Consider the following 12827-nt stretch of genomic DNA (forward strand, 5'->3'; position numbering starts at 1 on the left):
CCACGAGCAGCTTCACAGGGAGCCCGCCCCGACCAACCAACAGCATCCCGTCGGCACAGAGGGCCCGCGTCCTCGGGCTACCCGATGGCCGCCTCCACCTCCCGGTGCAGCCGGCCGGAGGCGATCAGGCCGGCCACCCGCTGGATGTCGTCCTCCATCCCGCGGTCCCGGTCCAGCGCGGGCGACACGGCGCGGACGGCGGCCAGCGCGGCGGCCGTCGCGGGGCTGAGCCGGTCCGGGCCGCGCAGTTCGGCGGCCTGGCACAGGGCGAGCAGGTGGATGGCGGCGACCTGCCGGACCGTCTCGACCACTGTCCGGGCGTCCCGCGCGGCGATGGTGCCCATGCTGACCTTGTCCTGGTTGTGGGCCTCGGTCGAGCGGGAGAAGGACGACGCCGGCATGGTCAGCTTCAGCGCCTCCGCCGTCAGCGCCGAGGCGACCAGCTGGAGCGACTTGAAGCCGTGGTGCAGGCCGGCCTCCCAGTCGTCGTCCGCGAACCGCGGGATGAGGTTGGGGGTCAGGCCGTTGTTGTACTTCTCGTCCACGGCCAGCTGCAACTGCCGCTCCAGCAGGTCGCCCACGCTGGCGACGGCGGTCTTCAGGGCGTCCATGGCCTGGCCGATGTGGCCGCCGTAGAAGTTGCCGCCGTTGACCACCACGCCGGCACCGGTGTCGAACAGCGGGTTGTCGTTGGACGAGTTGATCTCGACCCGGGTCCACTCCGACGCCCACGTGAGGGTGTCCCGCAGCACCCCCGTCACGTGCGGCGCGCAGCGGATCGAGTAGCGGTCCTGGATGGGCCGCTCCAGCGTCCGGAACCCGGCGCCCCGCGGCATCGCCCCGGTGGCGTGGCCGGCCTGGTTCGGCACGGCGGCACCCTCCTGCTCCCGGCCCAGCAGCCGGCGGACCAGCCGGGCGCTGGCGACCGACCCGGCGTGCGGCTTCTGGTCGAAGACGAACGCGGTGAAGTGCAGCGGGTTGCCGTCCAGCGCCTGCGAGGCCAGGGCCGTGCACAGGTCGGCGGTGAAGGCGAGCTCAGCGGCGTCGCCGAGCGCCAGGACGGCGAACCCGGCCATGAACGACGTGCCGTTGACCAGGGCCAGGCCCTCCTTCGAGGCCAGCGAGACCGGCTCCAGGCCCGCCTCCGCCAGGGCGGCCGCCGCCGTCCGGCGCTCGCCGCGGTGCAGCACCTCGCCCTGGCCGGTGAGGAGCGCGCCGACGTAGGAGAGGGGCACCAGGTCCCCGCTGGCTCCCACCGAGCCCTGCTCGGGGATCAGCGGGAGGATGTCGTGGTTGAGGCAGTCCAGCAGCAGCGCGACCACCTCCGGCCGGATGCCGGAGCCGCCCCGCGCCAGGCAGTTGGCCCGGGTGATCATGGTCGCCCGCACCACGTCGGGGGCGGCGGCCGGGCCGGTCCCGTTGCGGAACCCGGCGATCAGGTTGGCCTGGAGGGCCTCCACCTTCCGGGCCGAGATCTGCCGCCGCGCGCTGTCCCCGAAGCCGGACGTGACGCCGTAGACCGGCAGCCCGGCGGCGACCACCTCGTCCTTCAGCCGCACCGAGTCCCGCATCCGGAGGACGGCGTCCTCGTCCAGCAGGAAGGTGCGGCGGCCGGGCCGGCGGGCCGCCGCGGCCACCTCCTCGACCGCCACGGACCGCCCGTCCAGCCGCGTCTCGACGGGGCGGGGCGCGGGCTCGGTGAGCCTCTCGTCATCCGGCGGGTCGCATTTCTCTACCTCGACTGTCACGGTGAGGCTTCCTTTCCGGTGGGCCTTGCGGCACGCGATCACGGGCTGGTCATTTCCGTGTTCCAAGGACCGAAGGCATCGTGCTCTTTCCCGGACCGTCGGCGGTATCCAGTGGGCGATGCTTCGTTCGCACAAGGGGGTCGCGAGGCGCGCGCCCGCAGGACCGAACGGGGAGGGGACGCGGAAGCCCGGCGCACTGTACGTACCCGCTCTCCTATCACGAGAGAAAGGGTTCTTTCCAACGCGCCTTTGGCGGAGCCGTGTTTCTCCGTGCGGACAGGACGAGCGTACGGAGGAACGGGCGTCGCGGCGTTGACGAGCCGGAAACGGTGTACTCCGTCGGCGCGTTGACACGGAAATCCGTCCGCTTACCCGCGCGATCGTCGGCCGCTCCTTTCACGTGACGTCCGACCTGTTCGCATACGGCGAGCGGCCCGCCCGCCCGCCCGCCCGTCAGGCCGTCAGGCGTCCGCGCGGCGGAAGGTCCACGTCTGGGTGAGGGTGGAGCCGTCCGCCGGGGTGAGGGCGTAGTTGTCGTACACCCCCTGCTCCACCAGCCCCGTGCCGCGGGCCGCCTCCCGGATCACCTCCTGGGTGAGCGGGTAGAGGCGGTGGTGCTCCACCGTCCGGGCGTACGGGTCGGTCGGCTCCGGGCCGGTGCGCACGAACTGCGTCCACGTCACGTCGCAGCGGTCGCCCTCGGGGCTGTTGGAGTAGGCCATGATGAACGCCACGTCACCGAGGTCGCAGGCCAGGGTGGCCGGCCCGGCCTGGTCGGTCATCACGCCCGCCGCCCGGACGTCGAAGACGAAGGAGCCGCCCGGGCGCAGCACCGCCGCCACGGCCTGGAAGGTGGTGGCGAGTTCGGCCCCGGTCAGGTAGTTCAGGGACTCCCCGGCGCTGATGACCGCGTCGAAGCACCGCTCGACGGGCACCTCCGGCAGCGCGGCGCACACCAGCGGCACCTCGGCGCCGAGCCTGGCGCGGGCCCGCTCCAGCATCGCCGGGGAGCGGTCCAACCCCGTGACCTCGTAGCCGAGGTCGGCCAGCTCCCGGAGCATCAGGCCGGTGCCGCAGGCCAGTTCCAGCACGGTGTCGACCGGAACGTCCCCGCCCTCCCACAGCGCGGCCAGGAACGCGGCCTTCTCGTGGTGGTGCTTCTCCCCCCAGCTCCCGGTGACGAGCTCGCCCATCCGGTCGTAGGCGTCCGCGACGGTGTCGTACGGCTGGAGCGCGGTGGTCTGCTGGCTCATGGGAGCTCCCATCACTCGACGTGTTCACACGGTGACCTATCCGTCCCCCGCTCCCCGGCCGGACACGCGCCGCGCCGGGGGTGGTTCTCCGGGCGCCGACTGGACGCCGCGCCGACCCTCGGGGGGAGCGCGGCGGGGGAGTCGGGCCGGTGGGAAAGCCGGAACCGGCCGCACCCGTGGGGGTGCGGCCGGTTCGGGGACGCGCGGTGAACGGCGGGCCGGGGTCAGGTGGCCCAGATCTGGAACTCCGAGACCTGCCCGGCCGGCCAGCCGGTGTTGGCGGTGAAGCCCAGGCGGAAGTAGCGCTGGGTGGTGGCGGTGAAGGCGATCGTGACGGTGTTGTTCGCCGCCGGGTCGAAGGTGTAGGCCGCCGAGGGCTTGACGGTGCTGAAGGTCGAGCCGTCGGTGCTGCCCAGTACGGAGAGCGTCTGGGTCCGCGCGCCCCAGCCGGCGGGCAGCTGCAGCACGATCCGGGACGCCGCGCGCGCCGAGCCGAGGTCGACCTGGACCCACTGCGGCAGGGCGTTGTCGGCGCTCTCCCAGTACGTCGACTGGGAGCCGTCGGTCACGTTCGACGACGGGTAGACGTCGGTGTGGCTCGACTCGCTCGTCGGGCGGCCGGCCGCGAGGTTGACGTCGGCCGCGGCGCTTCCGGTGCCCGAGAGCGCGATGCTGGTGGGGCTGTTGGAGGCGCTGCCGGTGATCGTGACCGTCCCCGTACGGGTGCCGGTGGCGGTCGGCGTGAAGGTGACGCTGATCGTGCAGGAGGCCCCGGCCGCGACGGACGAGCCGCAGGTGTTCGTCTGCGCGAAGTCGCCGCCGGCGGTGATCGAGGAGATCGAGGCCGCGCCGCCCCCGGAGTTGGTGACGGTGGCGGACTGCGCGGCGCTCGCGGTGTTCACCGCCTGGCCGCCGAAGGTGAGCGAGCCGGGTGACGCCGCGAGGCTCGCGGGCGCGGTGCCGCCGGCCGCGGTGAAGGTGAGGGAGTTGGCGTTCCAGCCGCCGTTGTCCTCGTTGAGGGTGATGACCTGGCGGCCCGCGGGCAGCGTCACCCTGGCGGTCGCGGTGCCCCAGCTCTGCCAGTCGCCGGTGGCGGGCAGGTCGACGGCGCCGGTGAGGCTGGTGCCCGCCGCGTTCGACAGGTGCAGCGCGTCGGTGACCGCCGAGGGGGCCGCCACCCGCAGCCCGACCGTGTAGGTCCCGGCCGTGGCGACGTTGACGGTGTAGCGGAACCACTGCCCGCCGCCGGTCCAGCCGAGGTCGTAGCCGCCGCCGCTGTCCGAGGTGGTCTCCAGGTCGACGCCGTCGGCGCGGTAGCCGTTGGCCTGGCCGTTGACGCTGGTGACGCTGTACGCCACCCCCTGGCCCCCGGTGTCGTAGTTCTCCGCCTGGACCGTGCCCGGGACCGCCGCCGCGGTGCCGCCGTACGGCCCCTCGGGCGCGGCGGCCCCCCAGGTGTTGCCGCTCAACGTGGCGGTGAAACCACTGGAGTTGTTGACGTACGCGGTGGCACCGGAGTGCAGCCCGGAGACGGTGTTGCCGCTGATCGTCGCGGAGCCGGTCGGCGCGGGGTAGAACGGCGGTGCGATCACGATGCCGTTGCGGCCGGGGTCGGTGACCGTGTTGTTCTGCAGCAGGGTGTTGGTGGAGGTGGAGAAGCCGATCCCGTCGTAGAGCGAGTCCACGACCGTGTTGCCGGTGGCGGTGACGCTGTCGACGGTGCCGGTGTTCTGCCCGTCGCCGCCGTTGCCGATGTGCAGGGCGGGCTGGCCCTGGCTGTAGGCGTTGCCGCCGGAGCGGACGACGGTGTTGCCGGAGACCGTCGCGGACAGCAGGTCGCTGCCGTTGACGCCGAACCGCCCGGCGCCCAGGCCGATGTAGCGCGCGGTGTCGCTGATGTAGTTGTTCGTGACGTGGTGGCCGCTGCCGCCGTAGATCCCGATGCCCTTGCCGCCCCACGGCGCGATCGAGGTGTTGTTGCTGACGGTGATGTTCGTCATCGGGTTGTAGGTGGTCTGGGAGCCGTCGCCGTTGGTGTTGTAGTTCACCGAGTTGATGGCGATGGCGTCGTCCCCGGTGCCGCGGACGAAGTTGTTGGTGACCGTCAGGTTGTTGCCGGTGCTGGCGCCCATCGAGACGTTGTTGACGTTGATGCCGTCCGCCCACACCGACGTCAGGCGGCTGTTGCGCACGGTGCCGCCGGTGCCCGAGGCCCAGAAGCCGGACATGGTGTGCTGGGTCCAGATGCCGTCCGCGACCCAGTTGGTGCCGGTGGTGTCCATGGCGCCGCCGTCGCCGCCTACAGTGCTGCGGCTGACCGCGTTGGCGTCGATGTGGAAGTTCTCCACGGTGCAGGAGGTCACGTCGAACAGCGCCGCCAGCGGGGTGCTGTTGGGGACCGGCACGTCGCGGTAGACGGTGCTGTACCACAGGCCCGCGCCCGCGATGGTGATCCCCTGCGCGGTCAGCCCGGTGGTGCCCTTGACGTAGAAGGTGCCCTGCGGGATCCACAGGATCTTGCCCTGCGACTGGGCCTGGTTGATGCAGTTCTGGATGGCGGCCCTGCTGTCCACCGCCTGGCTGTCGGCGGCGCCGTTGGTCGGGGTGTTGTCCGCGACCGCGCCGCAGCTGGTGATCGAGATCGAGTTCGCCGGCTGGCTGAGCGCCGCCGGCGGGTTCTCCACGTCGACGGAGTCCACGTCGTAGGATGCGGCGCTGTTGGCGGCGTCCTTCTGGAGCGAGAACGTGGCCCCGGCCGGGATCGGGGTGCCGGTGACGAAGGTGTGCGACTCGTCCCAGAAGACCCTGGGGTCGCCGTCGGCCGGGTTCTGGTTGTCGCTGGTGTTGTAGTTGTTGTTGCCCTCGTACACCCAGGACTGCTTGGAGTTGAGGTTGAGGGCCTGCCGGAAGACGCCGTTGACGTACAGGTCCAGCGTCGCGGTCTGCCCGCCGCCGGACGCGGAGTCGGGGATGCTGGCGCGGACGTTGAGGAAGCTGATGGGCGCGCCGGTGCCGTTGGTCCACTGCACGGAGCTCCCGGTGCCGCCCAGGTGCACGTAGGCGTGGCCGGAGGCTTCGAGGGCGGCGCTGGAGTACTGCGTCGTCGGCGCCGACGTCAACGAGGCCACGGTGGCGCCGCCGCCCGTCGTACCGGCCTCCGCCTCGTAGACGCTGAACGGGGTCGTGGCGCCGACGGCGGCGGTGGCGGCCGAGGTCTGCCGGGCCGCCGGAACGGCGGCGGACGCGGCGGACGCGGCGGACGCGGCGGCCGGGGGACGGCGGAACGGGAGGCGGGAGAGGCGGCGGAACGGGGCGCTGAACCGCTCGCGGGAAGGGGAGCGGAACGGTGGGCGGAAAGGGAGGCCGCGCCCGCGGGGAGGGCGGAAAGGCACACCGCGCCGACCGCCGCGAGAGCGGTCACCGCCACCCTGCGCCCGGCGTGTCGGACACTTGGGGAAGGTCTGGGGATCGCCCGCATCTGAAGCTCCTTCAGGAACATGGGAGACCGGCGCCCCGACCGTACAGACCCCCTCCAGGGCCCGCAAGGTTTCGAGCGGGTAAAGAAAATTCACCGCACGATACTGGAAGAACCATGCCACTCTCGCGGGGCGTCGTTGTGGACGAGGCGCCTCCGCCCACCCTCCCGGGCGAGCCGGCCGCCCGGCCCGCCGGGTGCGGAAAGGAGGGGCCGCAACCGGGTGCCGGGCGCCGCCCCGGGGAGCGCCTACGCACATGGCACCACCGGCCGGCCCACGTCTGGCGTATCCAGGCCGACGCGTCCCGGACGGAACCGGCAGACCGTGCCAGACTCGCGGAACTCGCCGTCGGCGGGCAGTAGTTCACACGTCCGAGGACCGGGGTTGACACAGAGCGAAGACGAGGACTCCGCCGAACCGCCCGCGGAATTCGAGGAGTTCTTCATGCAGAACTACGACAGGCTGCGCAGGATGGCGTGCTTCATGCTCGCGGGTGACTTCGGCCGCGCCGACGAACTGGTCGAGGACGTGCTGCTGACCATGTTCAAGAGCTGGGGAGGCATCCAGGACCCGCAGATGCACGCGGTCGCCGTCACCGCCCGCCGGATCGCGCAGGAGTCCGCGCCTCGGCAGCGGCGGTTCGCCCTGCTCCGGCGGGAGCGGTCGACCGAGCCCGCCGCCGTGCCCGCGGCCCTCGTGCCCGGCGGCAGGGGCGACCCGCCGGAGCCGCCGGACCGGCTGCTGCCGGAGCAGTTCGCCCGGCTCACCGCACGCCAGCGGGTCGTCACGGTGCTCTGGTGGCTCTACGCCTGGAGCCAGAAGGACATAGCCGAGGCGCTCGCGCTCAGGCCTCGGCAGGTGGCCAGGGAGATCCAGCGGGTGGAGGCGGCGCTGCGCTCGGCGTTCGGCCTGGCCGGGATGAAGGCCGGCGTGTTCGACGGTGTCGACACCACCGGGGGGCTGGTGTGAGGTTCGCTGAACTGCTCCGAGGCGGGCGCGCGTCCGCGCGGACGCCCGATCTGCACATCGCCGGGCGCCTGATGCAGGTGGACGACGGGCTCAGACGGCGGCTGGCCGACCCGGACGGCTCCCACCGGCGGGCCGTGCTCGCCGAGATCAACCGGCACGGCGGCGGGGCCGTGTCGCCTGCCCGGGTCCCGATCATGGCCGGTGCCGCCGCGCCGGTGGTGGAGGAGTCCGCCGAGGTCTGGCCGCCCCGGGTGCCGGCCGTCCGCCCCGGGACGCGTCCGGAGCCCTTCCGCCGGCCCGGCTGGTACGTGCTGTTCACCTGCCTCGCGGACCTCCTCGGCCTCGGGCTGCCGCTCCTGGGCGTCCTGCGGCACAGCCACGGCCACGGCGCGTCGGCCGGGTGGGCGTCGGCCGGATGGGCGGTGGCCGCCGCCGCCGTCTGGACGGGGCTGCGCGCGCTGCGCGGCCGCTACCGCCGGGACACGCTCGGGGAGCGGCCGGCCTTCCGGCCCGCGGTCGCGGACTGGACGGTGATGCTGGCGCTGTCGGCGGTCGGGTACGCCGTCGCGGAACCGGCGGTCCATCCGCGCGCGCTCCTGCCGGCGTTCGCGGTGTCCCTGGCCGCCACGGTGACGGCGGCGCGGCTGACGGAGGCCCACCGCGCGCGGGCGCTGCGCTCCGCCCACGCGGTCCACCGGGTGCTGCTGCTCGGCGAACCGGATGCGCTGGAGGGCGTGATCGACCGGCTCGCCTCCCGCACCGACCACGCCTACCTGATGGTCGGGGCCGTCACGGTGGGCGACGGCCCGCTGCGCAGCCCGGTCCTGGAGCGACTCCCCGAGAGCGCGCGCTCCACCCCGGCCGACTCCGAACCGGTGCTGCGCGCCGCCCTGGCCTTCCACGCGGACCTCGTCCTGGCGGTACCCGGGGCACGGCTGACCGGCCAGCGGCTGCGGAGGATCTCCTGGTCGCTCGACGGCGCGGGACTGCCGCTGGCCGTGGTGCCCGGGCTGGTCGACGTCGACCTCAACCGCCTCACAGCGAGGTCCGCGGCGGGGCTGACCGTTCTGCACGTCGGCTCCAGCCGGCATGCCACCGGCCTCCGGCTGGTCAAGTCAGCGCTGGACGTGACGGGGGCGGCGGTCCTGCTGGTTCTGCTGGCACCGGTGTTCCTGGCCGTCGCGGTCGCGATCAAGGCGACCTCGCCCGGCCCGGTGATCTACCGGCAGACCCGCTACCGCCGGGGCGGCGTGCCCTTCGTGATGTGGAAGTTCCGCACCATGGTCAACAACGCCGACGCGCGCAAGCTGGAACTGGGCTCCGAGAACGCGGCCGCGGGCGACGGACTGATGTTCAAGATGCGCCGCGACCCGCGGGTCACCTCGATCGGCCGATTCCTGCGCCGGACCTCGCTCGACGAACTTCCGCAGCTCGTCAATGTGTTGCGCGGCGAGATGTCACTGGTCGGGCCGCGTCCGCCGCTGCCGGAGGAGGTGGAGCGCTACGACTCGGTCGAGATGCGCCGGCTCGCCGTCAAGCCGGGCCTGACCGGCCTGTGGCAGGTCAGCGGGCGCAGCGACCTGTCATGGGACGAGACCGTCAGCCTGGACCTGCGCTACGTCGACAACTGGTCGCTCCGCGGCGACCTCGGCATCCTCTTCCGCACCCTCCGCGCGGTGGTCGACGGGCGCGGGGCGTACTGAGCGGTCCGGCGGCGCTGCCGAGGCCCGTCCCCCCCGCTGCCCGCTGCCCGATCCTCGGCCCTGGTCCTCGGTCCTCGGTCGCGGGCCCCGCTCCTCGGTTCCCGGGCCCGCTTCCCTCCGCGGGTCACCCGGGGTCGGGGACCGGCGCCGGAGGCGGGCTCAACGGGCGCTGCCGGTCGAGGGCGTTGACGATCCGGCCGGTCGGGAAGGACAGCCGGCCGACCGGCACCACCCACCGCGCCCAGGCGCGCAGCGGCACCGGCAGGTCCAGGGACCGCTCCGCCGCGGCCGCCTCCACCCCGGCGAGCCCGGCGAGCATGGCCTGCCACTGCTGCGCCCGGACCGGCGTCATGTCCGGGTCCGCCGGGTTGTGCCAGCGGCCGTTCTCCCGGCGGGGCGCCAGGCTCTCCCGGAACTCCCGCCAGGCCGCGCCCGGCCGGTCCGCCGCCGCGTGGTGCAGGTGCAGGAAGAAGGCGGGCCCGAGGTCCGGGTGGGCGACGAGCGCGGCCAGCAGCACCATGCCCGCGCGGTAGGGGACGTACGGGACGTACGGCGGGCCCGAGTCCGGGTCGGTCCGCGCGGTGAGGTCGGCGGACCGGTGCTCCCGGCGGACCGCGGTGAGCAGGCCGTAGCTGTTCGCCAGCCGCTTCACCGCCCGGGGCGTGGCCACGAGCAGCGGGGGCCCGAGCAGGTCGAGCAGGGCCAGCTCGTCCGGCTCCAGCGTGAGCGGGTCGACCCGCTCGATCACCCGCGCGGGCGGGAGCTCCGTACCGGAGTCCGGCTCCGCGCCGGTCGGGCCCGGCGGAGGCGGCGCCGCGGGTACGAGCTCGGACCCTATGGCGGGTGGAGCGGGTGGAGCGGGTGGAGCGGGTGGAGCGGGTGGAGCGGCCTCCGTCGGCGGTGCGGCCCCGGCCGCTCCGACTGCTTCGGCGGGCTGCGCGGGGGAGGGCGCGGGGTGCGCCGGAGCGGGCACGGCAGGGCGGTCCGCGCGCACGCCGACCAGCGTGCGCACCAGCCGGCGGTAGCCCGCGGTGTCCAGCGGCGGGAGCGTCAGCACGACCTGGAAGATCTTCTCCAGGTACTGCGCCGGGCTCGACCGCCACAGCTCGTCGTCGTCCGGGTCCACCGCGCCGTCCCCGGCACCCGCGTACGGCCCGCCCGCCGCCATCAGCTCCTGGTAGTGCGAGGTCACCGCGCGCAGCAGCCATCGCGGGTCCACGGCCACCACCACGACGAACAGGTCCACCGCGAGCAGCAGGTGGACTGCTTCGAGCACCTCGACGACCCGGCGCGGCGGGCACCGGTCGAGGTCGTCGATGTAGACGATGACGCGGTCGATGCGCGGCAGGAGGTCGTCGGCCTCGTCCGGGCGGGGCGCGGCCGTACGCGCCGTGGCAGCGGCGGGTTCCGCGCCGGCGCCGTCGCCCCCCACCGGGTTCGCCTCCGCCAGGAGCGCCGCCATCTGGCGGAAGTCCTCCCGGATACGGGTCATCAGGCCCAGCCGGCCGCGGTAGTCCGTCGCGGCGGCGCGGTCACCGACCAGTCCGGCCAGCTGGCCGGCCGCGGTGAGGTTCCGCAGCTGCGCCTCCAGCGCCTCGACCTCGGCGTCGGCGACCTCCAACGCCGTCTCCACGCGCCCGCGTTGACGCTGCCCGAAGTCCCGGGCGGCCGCCCACGCCGCGCTGCCCCGGGCGCGGGTGGCGGCGGCGAAGCGGCGGGCCAGGCCGCCGGCGGCCAGCAGCGCGGCCACGCCCGGGGCGGCGCCCAGCCACTTCCACAGCGCGGGCAGCTCCCAGGCCGACGCCACCGCCAGGAGGGCGAGGACCCCGCAGGCGCCCGCGACGCGGAGCACCGTGCGCAGGGGGACACCGCGGATCAGCGTCCAGGTCAGGCGGGCGCCGTCACCCGCGGCCAGGACGGTCGCGGCCGCGTCGCGGTAGAGCTCGGCGGCCCGGTCGCCCGCGAGGTCCGCGAGCCGGTCCTGCTGCTCCGGCGGCAGCGCCTCGAAGGCGGTGCCCGGTTGCCGCAGGGACCGGCGGAGTGCCGCGCGGCGCTCGCGGGCGGCGTGCAGCCGCTCCCGCAGACCGCGGCCCGCGACGAGTTCGGCGGTCAGCCGGGACTGCCGGCGCTGCTCGGTCGCGGCGTCCGCGTCGGAGTCCTCGACGAGTTGGGCGAACATCTCCGCGATGAGGCTGGCCCACAGGTCGGTCTCGGCGTAGTGCCAGGCGTTGAACCGGATCTGCCGCACCGCGCTGTGCGTGAGGACGTTGTCGGGGCCCGCGACCGCGCGGACGTGCTGCCGCAGCAGCTCCAGGAAGTGCGTCTTGCCCTCGCCCCAGTCCCCGAACAGGCCCACGGCGAGGGGCGGTCGGGCGCTGCGCGCGGTGACCAGCTCGGCCACGGCGAGGGCGTCCGCCGTCCGGCCCAGCTCGTCGGCGGCCGGCGCGGTGTCCGACCGGTACCCGGGCAGCCGGGGCACCGGGCGCTCCTCGACGACCTCCCACAGCCGGGTGCCGTCGTACCCGCCGGTGGCCAGCACCGGGCGGCCCGCGACGTCGGCCCACGCACCCCACTTGACCATGCCGGTGTGGCAGGGGAGCGGCTCGCACAGCGGGCTCGCCGCGGCGGCGTCCCACAGCCGTACGGTGCCGTACAGGTCGCCCGTGGCCAGGACCGACCGGCCGCCGATCCGCGCCCACGCACCCCACCGCACCTCGCCCGCGTGCCCGGGCAGCGGCGCACCCAGTGCCGCCCCGGCCACCGGGTCCCACAGCCGTACGGTGCCGTCCTGGCCGCCGGTGGCGAGGACGCCGCGGCCGTCCACCCGCCCCCACGCACCCCAGCGCACATCGCCCTGGTGGCCGAGGAGCGGTCCGCCGAGAGGGGCCCCGGCCACCGGGTCCCACAGCCGCACGGTGCCCTTCAGGTCGCCGGTGGCCAGGACGGTACGGTCCGCCGCGCTGCCCCAGGCCCCCCACCGCACCCAGCCGTGGTGACCGTGGAGGTGCGTGACCGTCAGGTCCGGCAGCTCCGGGTCCCACAGGTGGACGGCGCCGTCGGAGCCCCCGGTGGCCAGCAGGGCGCGACCGCCGGCGCTGCCCCAGGCTCCCCAGCGCGGCGGGTCGACACCAGGGCCGCGGTCCGCGATGAACAGGCCCTCCGGCCCCCAGAACAGCAGACCGCCCCCGTCACCGGCGCAGGCCAGCAGCGGGGCGCCGTCGCCGAGGAGCCACGCCCCCCACATCGCCTCCCCGGCGGGGGAGTTCAGCGGCAGGCCGGCGTCCGCGAGGTTCTCGGGGTTCCACAGCCGCACCGTGCCGTCCTCGGCGCCGGTGGCGAGGACGGTGCGGCCGCCGGCCCGCCCCCACGCGCCCCAGCGCACCTGCCGGGCGAAGGCCGCGGCGCCGTCCGGGGCGCCGTCCGGGGCGCCGTCCTGGGCCTTCCCGGCCTCCCACAGCCGAACCGTTCCGTCACCGCCGCCCACCGCGAGGACGGCCGAGCCCCCAGCCGGCTGCCACGCGCCCCACGCCGCTCCACCCATGGCGACGCCGGGCAGTTCGCCGAGCGGCGCCATCGTCAGCACACCGCCGCCCGGTGCCGCCGCCCGCGTGCTGTCGTCCACCGAAACCCGCCCCCACCCCGGCCCGCGCCCCCCGGCGCTGACTCCTGACTCCTGAG

6 protein-coding genes are annotated in these 12827 nt (G+C 74.6%); 2 read left to right on the forward strand and 4 right to left on the reverse strand.

Annotated elements, in window-relative coordinates; all coding sequences use genetic code 11:
- Positions 1-77 precede the first annotated feature (77 nt).
- From BS72_RS23405 to BS72_RS32715, 3 genes are all read right to left on the reverse strand, one after another.
- Complete coding sequence (locus BS72_RS23405) at positions 78-1748, reverse strand: HAL/PAL/TAL family ammonia-lyase (RefSeq protein WP_232792510.1); 1671 nt, start codon at positions 1746-1748, stop codon at positions 78-80.
- A 461-nt stretch (positions 1749-2209) separates the two neighbouring features.
- Positions 2210-3001, reverse strand: coding sequence for a class I SAM-dependent DNA methyltransferase (locus BS72_RS38680; RefSeq protein ID WP_037913292.1), 792 nt, complete (start codon positions 2999-3001; stop codon positions 2210-2212).
- A 224-nt stretch (positions 3002-3225) separates the two neighbouring features.
- The gene (locus BS72_RS32715; protein ID WP_157856315.1) at positions 3226-6393 is read right to left on the reverse strand and encodes a discoidin domain-containing protein; all 3168 of its coding nucleotides are present in this window, start codon (positions 6391-6393) and stop codon (positions 3226-3228) included.
- Positions 6394-6861: 468 nt separating this feature from the next.
- On the opposite strand from BS72_RS32715, the gene BS72_RS23420 reads away from it, so the two are divergent.
- Both BS72_RS23420 and BS72_RS23425 read left to right on the forward strand, forming a co-directional pair.
- Positions 6862-7446: a sigma-70 family RNA polymerase sigma factor gene (locus BS72_RS23420; protein WP_037913294.1), complete on the forward strand. Its 585-nt coding sequence runs from the start codon at positions 6862-6864 to the stop codon at positions 7444-7446.
- The gene (locus tag BS72_RS23425; protein WP_232792511.1) at positions 7443-9149 is read left to right on the forward strand and encodes a sugar transferase; all 1707 of its coding nucleotides are present in this window, start codon (positions 7443-7445) and stop codon (positions 9147-9149) included. The genes BS72_RS23420 and BS72_RS23425 overlap by 4 nt, the downstream gene beginning before the upstream one ends.
- A 124-nt stretch (positions 9150-9273) precedes the next feature.
- On the opposite strand, the gene BS72_RS23430 is transcribed toward BS72_RS23425, so the two are convergent.
- The gene (locus tag BS72_RS23430) at positions 9274-12771 is read right to left on the reverse strand and encodes a P-loop NTPase fold protein (RefSeq protein WP_037913297.1); all 3498 of its coding nucleotides are present in this window, start codon (positions 12769-12771) and stop codon (positions 9274-9276) included.
- Between the last annotated feature and the right edge of the window lie 56 nt (positions 12772-12827).

The organism is Actinacidiphila yeochonensis CN732 (assembly GCF_000745345.1).
Classification (GTDB): Bacteria; Actinomycetota; Actinomycetes; order Streptomycetales; family Streptomycetaceae; genus Actinacidiphila; species Actinacidiphila yeochonensis.

What these genes read in the sequence shown, in the direction of transcription:
- BS72_RS38680 (WP_037913292.1), bottom strand. Translation starts at nt 3,001, where the DNA reads ATGAGCCAGCAGACCACCGCGCTCCAGCCGTACGACACCGTCGCGGAC.